13 protein-coding genes are annotated in these 15592 nt (G+C 43.1%); 1 reads left to right on the top strand and 12 read right to left on the bottom strand.

What is annotated here, in order from left to right:
• Window position 1 precedes the first annotated feature (1 nt).
• The 9 genes from OQE68_RS30065 to OQE68_RS30105 all read right to left on the bottom strand — a co-directional run bounded on the left by OQE68_RS30065 (window position 2) and on the right by OQE68_RS30105 (window position 12675).
• Window positions 2–6127: an SNF2-related protein gene (locus OQE68_RS30065; protein ID WP_266196031.1), complete on the bottom strand. Its 6126-nt coding sequence runs from the start codon at window positions 6125–6127 to the stop codon at window positions 2–4.
• Between the two features lie 38 nt (window positions 6128–6165).
• Window positions 6166–6648 (bottom strand): DNA N-6-adenine-methyltransferase, encoded by a 483-nt coding sequence (locus OQE68_RS30070; protein WP_180571450.1) that lies wholly within the window; start codon window positions 6646–6648, stop codon window positions 6166–6168.
• Between the two features lie 185 nt (window positions 6649–6833).
• Window positions 6834–7550: a hypothetical protein gene (locus tag OQE68_RS30075; protein ID WP_180571449.1), complete on the bottom strand. Its 717-nt coding sequence runs from the start codon at window positions 7548–7550 to the stop codon at window positions 6834–6836.
• Window positions 7551–7582: 32 nt separating this feature from the next.
• A complete protein-coding gene (locus OQE68_RS30080; protein WP_180571448.1) occupies window positions 7583–9334 on the bottom strand; it encodes a hypothetical protein in 1752 nt (583 codons plus the stop codon).
• Window positions 9335–9336: 2 nt separating this feature from the next.
• A complete protein-coding gene (locus OQE68_RS30085; RefSeq protein WP_180571447.1) occupies window positions 9337–9660 on the bottom strand; it encodes a hypothetical protein in 324 nt (107 codons plus the stop codon).
• A 16-nt stretch (window positions 9661–9676) separates the two neighbouring features.
• Entirely contained in the window at window positions 9677–10783 is a 1107-nt protein-coding gene (locus tag OQE68_RS30090; protein ID WP_266196009.1) for a defense against restriction DarA-related protein, read from the bottom strand.
• Window positions 10784–10786: 3 nt separating this feature from the next.
• Entirely contained in the window at window positions 10787–11410 is a 624-nt protein-coding gene (locus tag OQE68_RS30095) for a defense against restriction DarA-related protein (protein WP_266196032.1), read from the bottom strand.
• Between the two features lie 18 nt (window positions 11411–11428).
• Complete coding sequence (locus OQE68_RS30100; protein ID WP_219340378.1) at window positions 11429–11860, bottom strand: hypothetical protein; 432 nt, start codon at window positions 11858–11860, stop codon at window positions 11429–11431.
• Window positions 11857–12675 carry a hypothetical protein gene (locus OQE68_RS30105; protein WP_180572047.1) on the bottom strand — a complete coding sequence of 273 codons (819 nt, stop codon included), beginning with the start codon at window positions 12673–12675 and terminating at the stop codon, window positions 11857–11859. The genes OQE68_RS30100 and OQE68_RS30105 overlap by 4 nt, the downstream gene beginning before the upstream one ends.
• A 224-nt stretch (window positions 12676–12899) precedes the next feature.
• Here OQE68_RS30105 and OQE68_RS30110 point away from each other — a divergent pair, with 224 nt between their 5' ends.
• Window positions 12900–13457 carry a hypothetical protein gene (locus tag OQE68_RS30110; RefSeq protein ID WP_180571406.1) on the top strand — a complete coding sequence of 186 codons (558 nt, stop codon included), beginning with the start codon at window positions 12900–12902 and terminating at the stop codon, window positions 13455–13457.
• A gap of 72 nt (window positions 13458–13529) precedes the next feature.
• Here the strand turns inward: OQE68_RS30110 and OQE68_RS30115 are convergent, their stop codons facing one another.
• Genes OQE68_RS30115 through OQE68_RS30125 form a run of 3 tightly spaced genes read right to left on the bottom strand, consistent with a single transcriptional unit; the run spans window position 13530 to window position 15592 of the window.
• A complete protein-coding gene (locus tag OQE68_RS30115) occupies window positions 13530–13799 on the bottom strand; it encodes a hypothetical protein (protein WP_180571407.1) in 270 nt (89 codons plus the stop codon).
• A gap of 48 nt (window positions 13800–13847) precedes the next feature.
• Window positions 13848–15248, bottom strand: a complete 1401-nt coding sequence (locus tag OQE68_RS30120) for a baseplate J/gp47 family protein (RefSeq protein WP_180571408.1) — start codon at window positions 15246–15248, stop codon at window positions 13848–13850.
• Entirely contained in the window at window positions 15245–15592 is a 348-nt protein-coding gene (locus tag OQE68_RS30125; RefSeq protein ID WP_180571409.1) for a hypothetical protein, read from the bottom strand. The genes OQE68_RS30120 and OQE68_RS30125 overlap by 4 nt, the downstream gene beginning before the upstream one ends.

The following is a 15592-nucleotide window of genomic DNA, read 5'->3' on the forward strand; positions in this document are numbered from 1 at the left end:
GCTACACCAATAATTCAGTTATCTGTTGTAAATCTTCGTTTGCCGGTGAACGTAGCCACCACCATGACCCTTCAAATCCTGGACTGTCCATCGTAAATGAGGCTCCATAACGCGATTTCAAACTGTCTTTGTTTGCATAGAGCTTGCCGTTCTTTGCATACCGATCATGTAAAAACAGTGCCTCAAAAGCGGGGATAAATTCACCACCCCAGGTCCGACGTTTTACTTTTTTGGTGGCGGTGGTCATATCAGTGGTATTAAAGCGCGCGGTGATGCCAACCTCCGCTAATTGATCTGCCAGGTGCTTTGGAATTTCACGAAAATCGTCGTGATTTCTTACTGCTGCTTCTGCTTCTCGGGTAGCCTGTTGATCGGCTGCCATGATCAACTGATTTTCTTGGGAGGCAATAAAGTTATCTACCCAATGTTGTATTTCATTAAAATTGGCACCAAGTCCTTTAACAGTACCAAATAGGCTGCTACTCAGTTCATCCAGCTTCCCATAAAACAAATCTAGGTTTTTTTGGTGGTCACTGGTGGCTAATCCTTGCTCTTGAAATAAGATTTGCCAAGTCTTAGCCAGTTGGGCATTAACATCGGCCTGGGTAGCAGAGTCTAGATAATAAGTCACTTTCCTTTCATAGGACCGGCCAAACCAGGTCCTCATGACACTTTCCAGGTCCTCAAAACGCTCACTTTCATCAGGCTCTTCCCGTATAAAAGTGGCATAAAATTCCATCACCCGTTTACATTGAGTTTGATTTGTTGACTCAGGCCAAAGCACCTGACCTTTTTGCTTGGCGGTGGCTTGCCTGCCATTAATCAGTTGTAATGCACCACTGCTGGTCTGAATTAAAAAGCCATCATCTTCTAAGTTAATTTGGTCTACCAGCTGATGATAAGTGGATGGCTCAATAGTCTCCAAGCTTTCATAGGTTAATCGCTTTGACAGTAACTGTTGTTTATCAAAATCAGCCGATGATAAAGACGACAGTTTGATATCACCCTGGGCCAGTTCTTGTAACCAGAACTGTTTGGTTTGACCTTTAACATTAATAGTGTTGAGGTAGCCATGCTTTGCTTCAATATTAACCACTTTATACACATTATTATCACCCCAAATCCGGTCAGAGACTTCGAGTACAACCCCCTTCGTAATGACTGAATGACTATCTAGAATAAATACTTGATCCGTGTTAGTGATCACGCTCGGATCAAAAAATAATTTGCCTTCTTCGGATTTGTCCTGCAGGTACACCCGATGCCGTTTAATCTTGTGCTCTAGTTGCTCACCCTTGGCGGCATGGTCTTCATCAAAGTTGGTTAATTGGTGGCTGAGTTTGTCATGTTGGGACTGATAGCGAGCCAGCTCTTTTTGCAATGCAGGGTCATTACTGTGGACGAGTTGGATTTTGATAGCCGCAATAGAACTACTGTTTTTATCCACTCGACTTTGCAGCTTTTCTTTCGCCAGCGCAGTATTTTCAGTTTGATGTTCAATTAACGCGGCTTCGGCATTTAATAGGCTTTTTAATTCCCGAACAATATCGGCACGGACTTTAGCGGTTTCTTGTTTGGCACGCTTGGCTTTCGCTTCAGCCACTTTTTGTTGATAGGCTTCAGGATCAGAGGCCAATAACATGGCTAATTCTTCAGGGTCCAACATGTCACCGTTTTTGGCTTGATGAATCGTGTTATCCGTCAGGATTTTATTAATCCAGCCTTCTTTACGGCCAATTAAATGCAGGCGATATTCATCCAGGGTGCTTTGTGCCACATAGTTATAAATCTTAACTCGGCTTTGGGTATTCCCCTGGCGAACCCCGCGGCCTTTACGTTGGGTGAGTTTGTCGGGTGTCCAGGGGAACGTCAGGTTATGAATAGCCGAGGTGCCGTGCTGTAAATCGACACCTTCTTCTGCTCGCTCATTGGCAATAATAATTTGAATACTCCCGGCATTATAAGCATGGGCCAGTTTTTGGGTTTTGGCACCGGCAGCTTCATCCGCATTAATAATCCCGATTTTTTTCATATCCATGGGTAAATGGTGTTGAATTAATCGGGTTAATTTACGGTGCTGGGATTTTTCAGACGAAAATATTAGCTGCTTTCCACCACCGTCATATTCGGCACGTAAATTCTCCATTAATTGGCTGTATTTAGGTGTTAAGGGGTGGGTCACATCGGTGATGGGAATACCGTGTTTTTTTAACCCTTGTTCGAATTCTTTTTCAAAGGCCTGGTGAATAACGAGTTGCATGGGATCGGATGCTTCGTCTAACTCATCATCCAATAGGATGTCTTGTTTATCTTTTTCACCTTCGATAATCACATTAATGGTTTTAGTCTCAGGCATCCCAGCAAGAACTGCCAATAAGGCTTTGTGATGTTTTTTCGGAATATAGCTGGTCAAGGTGCCTGAGTATAAGTCCATATCAGTTGCAACCCGCTCCATTTCTCGCATCACTGAAAAGATAGGACGGTCACTGCCTTTTTCGGCTTCTTTGCGCAACTCTTCATAAATTGCTGCTTGCTCATCAGATAGCTGACAATCGGTTGTCACTTCTTCCGCTTGGGGGATTTCCAAGCCCACATCGTCCGCATTTTTAATTATGGCCTGCTCTTTAAATAAACTGCGTAGACCACTTAAGTTTCTAAAACCGACCAGGCCTTCTTTTGCCACACTATCGCCGGTGATTTTAAGTTTACTGACCGTATCGATTTCGCCAAATACATCGATAAAATCATCAGGCGTATAAATACCCAGCTGATGAAATTTCTCCATTGGCATCGTCAGGGATAACATATTAAACGCTTCCACCGGGCTACTGGTCAGTGGTGTGGCAGTCAGCATATAGGGTCCACGACCGTTGTTGTTATCCCGTAAAAAATCCATTTTGAGTGACATATCTTTCGCCCGTTGTGAGGGACTGACTTTGGATAAATACGCCAGGTTATTACCTTTGCTGCCTAATTTATGGGAATTTTTAAAACGGTGGGCTTCGTCGACAATGACACTATCAACCCCTAAATCTTCAAAGTAGGGGAGCTGGTCTTTTTTAGTGGTACCTTCATCGCCATATTCCCCTTGTATACGGGCTTTTTCTTTTTCCTTTTTATAACTCTCGGTTGCTTTGTTCAGCTCGGTATTGCTGATTAAATTATTGTTAAACCATTTTTCTTGGTAGCGTAATTTGGTTTCTGGTTTTAATGGCAGGCGCTCATACACCTGGTGGGACATAATAATCAGGCTGTATTTACCGTGAGGAATTTCCCAGCATTTTTTAAAAATAGCTTGGGGATCATCTTTAACCATCACCTCTCGCTTAATAGGCTTACCGTTATTATCTAGCTTAGGGTTACCTTGATCATCAACAACGACTTCTGTGACGACTAAATCATCGTTGTCTTTTTTGGTGTGATAGCCCACCAATAAAAAGGGTTTGCCTTTAGTAAAGAATTGTTGGGCATTACGGCCCCAGTTTTCCAGCACACTATCGGGTGTCACAATCAAGGTACGTTTAGCACGCCCCATGTCCAGATTATATTGCGCAAGGCCTAAACCAGAAAATGTTTTACCTAACCCTGTACCAAAACATAAAAAACCTGCGCCTTGTTCGCTTAATTGGCGAATGGCTTTATTCTGGTAATCATGGAGGTTTACTGCACCGGAGGTGTCCGATAGATTTAAATTCTCGCCAGACAGTTCAGGGGTAATATAGCGGTTAACTTGGTCGTTATAATCCTGCTCTATCTGTTCGGCATTCACATGGGTTTGCAGGTATAAATTAAACTGCGACTCCAAGCGTTTCATTCGCTCCCGAAAATACGCCTGGTCTTCTTCTTTAACGCGGGTAGGTTTGCCGTTTAAATAATTGAGTAATTGCAGCTCAAACCCTTTGGGTTTTTCACCCCAACGAGCAATCGCTGAAAATTGCCCGCTGGGATCTTTAGTATCGACCACACGGGTTTGACTGACTTCTATTGAACCGTTGGGGAGTCGAGTGGCTACTGACTTTTCGACTTTATATGAAAATTGAAACCCTTGTTGTTCCTTTAAAAAATCCAGCAAATAGTGTCGGTCCAGGGTTTTATGGCGCAAACTGAATTGCACATCTTTTAAAGCGGTGTGACTCCGGCGGCGTTGCATCTCATCAATTTGTGCCTGCCATTTATCAATAAGCCGCTGGTCTTTTTCATCAGCCATTACCGATAACAACTGTTGGCTTTTGTCTACAACATCGCCACTGTAATAATCATTGGTTGGTAAAATATGGCCATCAGGAGTAATGGCCAGTGCATCAAACCGGGTAATATCCCCTAAGTTTTCGATGGGTGGGGAGCCGTTATATAAGCGCTGAATGTCGGCTAATTCCACATAAGGTTGTTTCTCAACATTCAATAAATATTCAACGATGGATAAGGCATGAGTGGGGTCATAACCTTGGGCCTGTTCGGTGACCTGGCCCTGTAATAAGGGTGATAATTCGCCGTCTTTGTCAGTAGCGTTGGAAAATGCACCCCAGGCTTTAGCAGTGCTGTCTTTAATAATCAGTTTTTTACTGCGAGACGGTGGTCCATACCGTTCAAACTCGGCTTTAATTAAGGCTTGTAAACCCCCTAAATCATCTGCCGCTTCGCCTTGTTGCAACTGGCTTTTTAGCCGAATCACCTGACACCCTAGCAAACCGCCCCGTAATACCTGTTCTCTCAAGGCGTCCGGCTGTTGTCGGGCATGGGTGATCACATCCCGTTGGTGGGGCTTAAATAATGCTGGCCAGGTGGTAAAAGCCGATTCAACTTGCTCAAACGACAATTGTAGTAAACCAGTGGGGCTCTCTAATAATGCAGTTAACTCTTCAATGGAGCCAACCCCATAAGTAGCTTTATCAATCACATTGGGTTGGCCTTTGACATCTGCTATCCACTCACTGTCTTTGAGGGTATGCATCAGACCATTGATGACTCGGGTATCGCCGTCTTGATAAAGGGGAACGGTAGCCTCAGTAATTTCCAATAAATCCCAGTCAATACGACTGGTGAACTTGTGGGCTAAAGCCCGTTTAATCGCAGTGTTATTTAATGATTGTTGGGCGGCTTTGGTAGTACTGTCCGGGCGTTTATGTATAAAACGTTTGCCTTCATCTTTAAAATATTGCCCTTTAATAAACGGCGTCCATAGGACATTGGCTTCCTCTAATACCTCTTTAGATAAAGCATCGATTTTTTCCGCTAAGTCGGCGGGGTGTTTTTTTAACACAATTAAATCGGTAACCGTATCGGTCCCTTGTTGACTGAATGTTTTTGAGGGTAATTTATGCGCCCCTAAAAACTCGGCTTTTTTACTGACTTTGGCGCGGAAAGCATGCAGTCGGGTATTGTCGACTATCCGGGGTGGCACGATTAACGCAATCAGTGCCCCAGGCTTGGCTTTATCAATTGCCCTGAGTACAAAATACTGTTCAATGGATTTCGTTTGTCGGTAAGCGGGGTCATGCAGGGCAAACTGCCGTCCTTCCCCAAATGGCACATTACCGACGACAGAATCAAAACTGTTATCCGGGGTATTGGCGCATAATTCTTCAAAGGACTGGTTTTTAATACTATCGGTGGGGTGTAACAGCTGATTCACTTGGGCGGCGGTTTCGTCAATTTCGGCCCCGGAAATAATCACCCCTTCAGGTTTAGTGGCACTAAATACACCGGCACCCGTTGAGGGTTCTAAGACATTACCGTTAGCAAAGCCATTGACAGACAAGGCATCCCAAATGCCTTCAGCGACTGGGGTAGGGGTATAGTACTCAAATAAACTGGCTTCATTTTTTAAACCACCGCGGCCACTGTACTGTCGTAAGATAGCTCGATCTGTCGCGGTTAAGGCTTCAGGATCGCCTTTCACTCGTTCTAGAATCTCACGGGTTTGGGCATTGATTTTTTCACGATAAACCTTGCCACCTTTTTGTAAGCCAAACAGGGTATCAGTTGCTTCTGTCGTGGAATCATCCGGTGTAGGCTCAGGCTCGATTGGATCTGCCGGCTTAAGGTAGCCCCAGAAGGCATTAATTAAATCAGAAAGGGAGTGGGCGGCGTGGATAGCTTGAAAGGAAGTATCTGACGTATTTTGCATAAACCTTTACATTAACCATGAAAGTGATTAATAAACGACTATTTACAACAAACACAAAAACCGAGAGACGATTGCTTGAGCAGGACTGCATTTTGTTGCCCGTAGGCCACTAAACAGATAGGCGCACCTGAATTAAACGGGGCGGCTTTTCCATCAACGGTATAGAAACGCGGTCGACCTTTTAAAAATAAAATGGCACTGGCTTTATCCCAGATAAACTCAAAAAAGAGATGTGTTTCAGTTCGAGCAGGAATGAGTGCAATACCGTTATTATGCTCAGCCATTTTTTTAAACCATTTTTTGGCTTCTTGGCCAAAAGGGGGATTTAACCAAACCCGGCCAAACCAGGGCTTTGTTAAGCCATTATCTTGTTTGGTATAGTGAGTTGTCGCTGTAGGCCAGGGGCGATTGATAGGAGAGCATGGGTCTAAATCAAATGAGCCAAGAGTCGTCAAAATACTAGGTGGTGTAAGCCACTCATCGTTTTTCATGCGTGCAGACTGGTGAGAAGAAAGGCTCAAATACTGGCTCCAATAACAGCTTAGGAGATTGAAAAAATCTCCTATTCAACAATTGGAACCATTGTAAATTGAAATGTGAAAATCGACCGCTGATATAAAAATATTGGGAAAAATAATTGTTGTTTTTTAAAAGTGAATAAAAATAAAAGCGTAAGGCAGGCTAAATAGCTGCCCTTTAATATTAGTTAGTCAATTACTTCATCGTTATCACTACCAATAAAATCCAACATTGTGGCGAAACTGTCTTCACTTAATTTATACAGGGGCGTTTGGTCATCACTCGGGTAATGATGATGAAAGATGCGGGTTGCTTCTGCTTTGTCACTAAACCCTAACAAATACACTGGGTATTCACCAGGCGGTTTTGCCATAAAGACTCGCTCAGATTCCATTTGATGCCCCACAATAATATCGAGTGAAACGGACTGACTGGTATCACGCATATAACCTAGAGAATGTGTGACTTTACGTTGCCAGGGCTCACCACTGTCAGTATATCCTTGCAAGATATCGCCAGGTTGCTGAGTGATATACACCTCAAATGACTTAAATTGTATTTTCTGTTTATAGGCGGGGAATAAATGGTCATAGTATTCCGCTGGCGGCAAGCTGTCTTTTGATAAACCGGGTGAAGGTGGATAGGGCAGTAAATCCCCTTCCAGTAATTCAAACTCAAATTCCGGTGAGGTTGAATAGGTGCAATGAATATCCATGGGTGCCAGGCGTGGAAATTCAGCGGTTTTGCCAAAAGGCGTATAACCATGGTGCCGCATATAGTCAGTGACTAAGAAACTATCAAAGTCGGGGCCTTCTATGGTTGCTGTCGCTTTTTGTTCCCATTCGGCATCCAATGTAATGGTAATAGGATCGCCTAAATAATGTTGAATTTTAAATCGATACATAAATTGGCTATGCCTTATGTAGTATAAAGCCGTTAACTTTTTAGTTCAGGAATGACCATTCCAGGCTGAAACCAATCAGGTGCCTGGCGATGGGTAATCAGTTTTTTTAAGTTTTCTATTGGATGAGATTGAATGCCTTGCTGATTCATCTGGTGTAAATAAGCCCAGGCTTTAGCATCTAACTCTGATGCCATAAAATCATTTGAGCCATCTGGCGCCACCACCAATCGACCAGTTTTTTTGCGTCCTGTATGGCGGTCTCTGGTACTTGAGTTTAAAAACTGATACCCCATCAAAGGCCCTGCGGTAATAAATTCCTTAGTGATTTTAATTGGTTTGACTCGTTTAAACAGTTGTTGATAAAAATCATGGTCAGCACTCTTTTGCTGGCGGATTTGTTTAAAAAGGTCTTGCTCTGCAGTCGATGTATTGTTTAAAAAACCCAATAAACAATCAAACATATCCGGGTCGTTATTGAATAGCTCGTATAATTTAACTGAAGAAGCAAAGTGCTCTAACCCCATCGACATGACTTCTGTACTGCCATCAGCATAATATTTACCTACATAAGGGTTAATAAACGAATCTGGGTAGGCCTTTTCATCTGATCGGTAGTTGGTGTTACCTGCCAATTCTTGTAATGGTTGAAGTGGCCCTTCTTTTCGTGATTCCACAAACTGTTGTGCTGTGGCTTTGGTGACTGGATCGTTTTCTAATAGATGGGCCATTTCATGAAACAAGGTCGTTTTATCAAAATCCCCATCAACATAGACGATCCCCTCTGTAACAGAAGCTGCTGCTCGTTTTCTTCCATCACTGACAACGGATACCTGAGATAATCGACCATGGGTGAGCCGATAAAATTCAGCCATGTCTTTTAATAGCTGGGTTTTACTGTAACCCACTTTTTTGAGTCGGTTTATAACAGTTGTTGAAATAGACTGCTCTTTTGCCCATTGCTGAGCTACCTGCGCAGAGATAGTCGATTGATTAATTAGTTGATCATAAACACCCGACATGAGCTGTTCAGCTTTTTGGTTAATTGCCTGTTGTGTTTCAACGACTTGTTGTTTGGTGGCTTCATCGGGTTTGTAGAGCGCTGTTTGATTCCACTCGTCTTGAACCGGCTTTATATATTGATTGACTAATTGTTGATAGTGATCCGCTTTAGCACGAATGGCCTGCTCTTCTTTTACCAGCGCTTCATAATCTCTATTTCGATGCTTGGCCTTGTTGTTGAATAAACTGATTTCAACTTCTAAATTCAGTCTCATTTCAGTTAAGCCATGCTGTTCTCGTATATCCGATAATATGCGGCTGATTTCCTTATGGGACTTTTGATAAGGCGCTTTAATGTCATCCAGTGACTGTTGTAATTGTTGTATTTCACTGGCTAACTGAGCATTTTCTGATTCAATCAGCTGCTCGCGAAGCTGTTGACCCTGGGCTCTGTTTTTTTCCAGTTGGGCTTGGCCAATATTATCTGGCGGACCCCATTGATTCAGTAGGCCTTTCAAGTCCCAAAAAGGAGTATTCCGGTGGATCAGCTCAGCCAATGAGGCATCAGGGTGAATTTGTAGTCTACGCTGCCAGTGATTCAGTTGTAACCAGGCAGCTTGAACTTGCGAATTAAACTCGCCTAGCGGTGTTTGTTTGAGGGTATCAATCGCTCCCATTACCTGAAAAGCACTTTCTGTCGGTGGTGTCTCCAGCAACAGAAAAAATGCCTCCTCAATGCCTGACCAGCTAACCGCTTGTGTAATCGGCTTAAAAACAGCATTCATAGTTAAGCCGCTTTTAGGTTGAGGTGATTAATTAAATAGTCGACGACCGGTTGTTTAATTTCATCAACGTTGGCTTCTTCATCCACCACGATGGATTTAACCATTTTGATAAAGGCTTTGGGGTCTAGTTTATTAAATTCACCTGCCAATAACTGCTGAAAACGACTAATGGTGGATTTGCTATTCACCGCTAATGCTTCTCGCACCACTTTAATTTCTTTTACCAGCTTGAGCTTTTCAATCCCTTTGGTGTTTTCACTAAACGCTTGTTCTTGCAGTTTTTTCAGTTGTTTGGCAAAACGTAATTTTTCAATACCTTGGGCCATGCATTAATTACTCCTATTACAACGGGTGTTCTTCAGCATCTTTGCGTGCGTAATATTCCGCGACGTTGCCAATTAACTCGTCGTATTTTTCACCCAACCCCATTTCGATTAATCGATCTGCAGGTGGTTCTAACGTATCGAAAATCCCAAATGAGCCTAAATGGTCGTATTTACCCTCCAAAATATCCTCAAGGATTTTAACTAGGCGCTGCTCTTCGTCGTTTTCATCTGCTGAGGTATTGTCTCCATCATTGGCGGCAGTGATCTCACTTGTGGTAGTTTGGGGTTGTTGCTGTTCTTGCTGACGTTTCTCATCGGCTTCTGCTTTGGCGGCTTCAATTTCCGAAAGCATTTCTTCCAGTAGTTTTTTTAACTCGTCTCGTTGGGCCGTCAACGTTTGGTTCTCCTCTTCCAAGTCCTGGTGTTTTTGCTGTTGTTCTGCAATTTGTGTCGTTAATTCCGTGGCCTGATTTTCCAGGGCGGTTAGCTCGTCATCTGCGGCCTGTAGTTCGGCTTGGGCTTGTTTTAGCTGTTGTTGGCGCTCAATGAATTTTGCGGAATTACCACTGATTAACTGTGCCAGTTTAAAGGCGAGTTCATCCAGGCTAATATCAGTTAATGTATTTCCGTTCTGTTTAGCTGACACTATGTGGGTAATGTCCCGCTTATTTAATAACCAGCGATAAGCGATCAGGGTGTCGTTTTGATTAACAATCAGCGGGTCTTTATCGGGGGCATGAAATTGCGCTGATAACGTTTGGCCGTCACTGCAAATAAATTGGGCGGTGACCGTGGCAAATAATTTATTTTTACGGGGTTTGCTGATTGTGGCATCACCAATCACCAGGTTGCCGTCTAGTGTCGCCAGCTTTTTTTGAATGACACGACGCAAAGCGGCCAGGGTTCTCGGGAGTCGCTGGTATTTGGCGGATACCATATCCAGAATTAAAGCAGGCTCATCCTCTGGATAAAACGCATCATCCAGCACCTGTAAGGGTAGCGGCTCTGTTAGTAAGTCGAGGCTGTCTGCAGTTGAAAGCTGGTCAAACCACTCTTCCAAGGTAATGCTATCAAAACCCTTTGCGAGTGGGTCATAATCCAGGTGAACCTGTAGCTTATTCATGGTTTAGGCTGCAATCGGTGGTTGAATTAATTGATCCAGGGTTTCTTGTTGAGAATTGATCTGGCTTTGTAGCTCGGTAATTTCCGTCGTTAATGCCGCATTGCTGTTTTCCAATTTAGTAATGGCTTGCAATAATTCATTTAATTCTGCTGTAAGTTGCTCGACCGTTAGCCGGTAGTCATCAATTAATTGTTGTTTTTCGGCTAGCTGCTGTTGGGTACTCAGTTTGGCCTGGCGGGATCCACTATTGGACTGACCCTGTTTACGCTCAGCAATTTTTCTAAGCTTTGCTTGAAAACTTTTTGAGTTTTTATGAACAAAGCCCGCAATTTCTTTTACGGCTTTATTCAGGTTATCAACATTTTTAATGGCCAATACCTGGTTATTTAATTTCACCTGAAAAATAGCCCCCTGGGCGGTAGCCTCAATAATCAGTTTTTGACCGTCGGCTAAAAACAAGGTGGCTTTTTTAGTCAGGACACCGGATTTACGGACAGCACGCTTACTGCCTTCTATATCGCTTACTGTCACATCTCGCTTTTTTAACGCTTTAACAAGCGGCTTTAAGCCAGTGGCATTGAAATTATCAAAATCAAACTGTAGGTGTTGTTTATTACGGTCAACCATAGAACGCCTTTTAAATAATTAACCTATTGGGAAATTAATATACGGGTGAATGCGTACCCCTTCGGTTGGTGTAACCCAATCAGGCAAATCCAATGACACAGCGATTAAGTCGTCTTCCTGATCTATTAAACCGGTTAATGAATACTTAGCGGGTGCGGCAATCGCTCCTTCTGGCATCACGCATTTAAACAGCAGTCGACCATTGGCAAACACAATGTCACCAGGCTTAAAAGGGGCTTCATAAAACACATTAGCTAACTGGTTTAATGCGGTATCAAAGGTTCTCAAGCCAGGTGGATTGGTTGTTTCATCGATTAACTCAGGATCATGACCTAACTGAAATTTTTTGATCTGAAACTGAGAGCTTAAACCAGCAATGGAATGGGCATTTTTTTCATAGTAACGGGGCAACAACAGGGCACGTTGCCAGGTGTTGTTATTGGTTATCATGCATTAACATTCTCAACGTATGTATCAAGCGGGGTATAGTCAGCGGGTACCTCATCAAAACAGAAATAGGGGATTTCGTTATACTGTAAGAGTGGTGTTAACTCTCGTTGCTGAATGGTTTGCCAATCAAGTCGAGGGGCTATGAACTGATCTTGATAAGCTAAATGAGCTGGCCTTTCTGTCTTCAGGGTTTCAATTAGCAACCGATCAGGTTTTGCTTTGAAATGAATACTCAGTTGGAATAATTCACCTTCATAGACAATATGGGTCGGGCGGATCTTCTCAATTTCCTGGCGCACAATGGTTTCGAATTCGCCGCGACTGATTTGCAATAACCGTAAGTGCCCTAGATCAACCCATAGCCGGCCGCGAGATGTTAAAAAATAATCATTCAACTCATGCCCCAGGTCGTGTACTTCATCAGCTGAATAAAAAGTACCTTGCTGATAAGACTCTGTATCTTTGGCATACAAAGGTTCCCAGCGGGTATTTAATCCACTGAAGTTACGCGCCAGAATCGATTGCACGGGTAGCGAAGTGTCTTTGTAGTGCAACTCATCGCGACGCCAGGCTATGGCTAAGGGTTTATTGGTTTCAGCAATGGGCATAAAGACATCAAAAAAACTGCCCATATCGGCTAACGCTTTTTCCAGGTCTTCCGGGCTGGCGGTAAAAATCGAGCGGCTGTTTTCGACCCGTTCAATAGCCGGGGTAAATTGCTGATCCCAAAATAATTCCAGGGCCATAGCCAGCTGTACCCAACGCTCAGAGGACTGTTTACTGACTGTAAGCCGATTAACTAACCAGTGTTGCACGCCATACCACTAACTGAATAATCATTCGGTTAGGATACTGTAAATTCGAGGAAAAGGGCGACGATAAAAAAATGTCGGGATAATGGCTGGTGATTGGAGCTTGTAGCTTGTTTTATTACTGACTATCGTCGATTTTTTACAATGAGTATTCCAGGCTTGGCTATGATAAATAAATAAGTAAAAAATGACTGTTGAATGCTATTGATAGTGTTATGTTGTATAGAATGATCTGGATGCTATTCATTGTTACATCATTAATGAGTATTGGAACTCACTCAATAGAGTTAGTGGATGTGAATGTCACTATTGAGTTACCCAAAGACTGGTGGATTAAAAAAACCAATGTCTTTTATATTCACAAACCAAACTCACCCACTAAGCGATATGTTTTCACATTTGACAAGTCAAGAGTAGTCGAAATTTATTATCAGCATAAAAATCCAAAAAATACCCTGATCATTAGCACTATGCCTAAAGAGGGTATAAGCGGAACCCCACTTGAATATCAAAAAAGCCTGGTTATGAGTGAGGGGGCTCAGCTAATCAAGCCTGTTTATGAAACGGATATGGGAGGACAGCGTTTTACTGTGTTAGCGCTTAAAGAAAAATGGCAGGTAGGGACGCGCTATGAAACCAGTTATGTCACCTTTTTAGGTCAATGGATTGTAGAAGTAGTCTTAATTTGCTACCTGCAACCAAATTGTATGGATGTATCAGCCGTCATTGATGAAGTAGAGCCTGTGAACAGCCTTCTCAAACTTTATCCGATAAGAATATTTTGAGCAGTAATTACTCTGCTTGAACCATTGGTTCAAAAAATTTGTTTTGTTTAATGGACTGGAAAATTAAAATAATTATTTTTTAAAGGGTTTTATATTTTCCAACACCGCTTTAATAACTCCTCCACTTTCAACAAAGTGTTGCCACTCGCTTAAATGATTAGAGCAATAATGAAGGTCTATTCCAACTTCGTGAGCATGGGTTGTACACAGTCGCCTATCGCAGGTTTTACCTTTACCCACCGGAAAGTCACATAAATATTCGCAAACATCTAAACAGTCACTGCAATGTGGGCCTAACTCACCACAAATAATGCCACCTTCATTTAAATGATAACAGGGCACTTTTTCAGTCCTTATCCTTTGATTTGGGTTGTTGACTTAAAGCCTTTTCTAATAGGTTAGGGTTAATTGTGCCATAGTTTTTTCTATATCAATAAATAACATTTCTGACAGGTTTTTTGGCTCTGCTGGACCATCAATACTAATTGCAATATCGGCATGTTGATCAAAAATTCCCAGATTATTCATTAACCGATAGAAGTCCCTTACCTGGGCTTTTTCCCGCTTTAGTGGTGAGTGCTTATCATAATGCTGAATGAGTAATTGTTGTATTTTCTGCCTGGCTTCACTGAGCACCACTGATCGATGAAGCGTGCCTTTAATGTTGACGGCAAAGCCCACATCGTTACGTTTGACTAACTCATAGCGGCGGTTAAGTTGGGGCACGGCTTGTAATGAAGCCAATATTTTATCGCCAATGGCCTCATCATCGGGCGCATACACACAAATAAAAATTTTATTAATAAAATCCACATTGGGTGTGCCGTGCATGGTTTCTGCTTCTTGCTCGCCCCACACATTGCACCAAAGCACACTGGGATGATTGCGTTTGATAAAAAACACATAATCATCATCCCACACTTTATTTTCGTTATAGAGCGGGTAATACAATGCATTACGTCTAATGGCTTCTATGCTTTCACCTGGGCGGCCCCCCTCAATGACATTTGCGGTCGTTATTTCGATGTCGCTGGCAATCCCGGATTGCAGCGGAAATAACGGTTGACTGGGCATTAAAGTGGTCTGTCCTTCGGTCAGTTGTAGTGCAATCGTCACCGTTGCATTCCGTGCCGGAATTTTCCCAAAAATTCCATTACCCAACCGGATGCCGACTTGATCGGTATGGGTGTAAAACTCGTCGTATGCCAGGCTATCCCCATCGGTATTTCTAAATAATCGAGCCTGTTGCCACTCCTGTGGTCCTTCGCCTTCATCCACCCAGACCTGTAATTGATGGATGGTGGTACTTAAGGCAGTTTCCAGTAGTAACTCAATAAATGGCTTTTCTTCTTCAATCGTAAACGTCAGTTGCTGTTGTTTTAGCTGGGTAATGGCAACGGTTGCACGGCTATTGGCGGGTATTTTGATACCTTCAACCAATTGATAATGCAGTTGTTGTTCTGATAACAGCGCCAGGCCTGCCGGTAGCCCAACTGTTTCAGCGCTGTTATTGATAATGGTAGCTGTTCCTTGAGACGGTGCCGGACGAGTCGGTAAATATTGCCGGTCTTCTGCCAGGGCTAAAATACTTGACCGGTTAAGGGCGGTTGATAAATAACTTTCCTGGTGAGCGCGTTCGACTCGATGCAAGGCATACGACAAGGCTAAATTCTGAAAAATATTCAGCCCCTGCATGACTTGTGAACGGGCTAAAGGTTGCAATGCCGGTTGCTGTTCAATAATTCGAATAAATTCATTTAAAGCGGCTTGGTGATTATCCAGCGACATCATAATTCCTTATTCGACAGTTGTAGATTGGTTGCACCCATCTGGTGGCGTATCACCACCTGCATAACATCAATCGCGGGCCAGCTGACTCGGATCCCTTGAATCGATAAGCCCTCTACATCCTGACTGAGTTTTTTCACGATACTGATTTCCAGGGCAACGGCTGTATCTTCATTTTGTGGTGCAAACCGAAACGGCGACAGGTTATGTCCCCATGCAGGGTTGTCAGCAATCGTAAATTGCGCATTAGCAAACCATTCTTGCACGTTGTTATGAATGGCTTGGCTATCATGATGAATGGTTAATCCATCGGCGGAAACTGACAGTAAATGATCCAGTGCTTGCAC

The organism is Spartinivicinus marinus (assembly GCF_026309355.1).
Lineage (GTDB): Bacteria > Pseudomonadota > Gammaproteobacteria > Pseudomonadales > Zooshikellaceae > Spartinivicinus > Spartinivicinus marinus.

Excerpts from the sequence above, each read along its gene's own strand:
- OQE68_RS30065 (WP_266196031.1), bottom strand. The coding sequence starts at position 6,127 with ATGCAAAATACGTCAGATACTTCCTTTCAAGCTATCCACGCCGCCCAC.
- OQE68_RS30075 (WP_180571449.1), bottom strand. The coding sequence starts at position 7,550 with ATGTATCGATTTAAAATTCAACATTATTTAGGCGATCCTATTACCATT.
- OQE68_RS30080 (WP_180571448.1), bottom strand. The coding sequence starts at position 9,334 with ATGAATGCTGTTTTTAAGCCGATTACACAAGCGGTTAGCTGGTCAGGC.
- OQE68_RS30085 (WP_180571447.1), bottom strand. The coding sequence starts at position 9,660 with ATGGCCCAAGGTATTGAAAAATTACGTTTTGCCAAACAACTGAAAAAA.
- OQE68_RS30090 (WP_266196009.1), bottom strand. The coding sequence starts at position 10,783 with ATGAATAAGCTACAGGTTCACCTGGATTATGACCCACTCGCAAAGGGT.
- OQE68_RS30095 (WP_266196032.1), bottom strand. The coding sequence starts at position 11,410 with ATGGTTGACCGTAATAAACAACACCTACAGTTTGATTTTGATAATTTC.
- OQE68_RS30100 (WP_219340378.1), bottom strand. The coding sequence starts at position 11,860 with ATGATAACCAATAACAACACCTGGCAACGTGCCCTGTTGTTGCCCCGT.
- OQE68_RS30110 (WP_180571406.1), top strand. The coding sequence starts at position 12,900 with ATGATCTGGATGCTATTCATTGTTACATCATTAATGAGTATTGGAACT.
- OQE68_RS30120 (WP_180571408.1), bottom strand. The coding sequence starts at position 15,248 with ATGATGTCGCTGGATAATCACCAAGCCGCTTTAAATGAATTTATTCGA.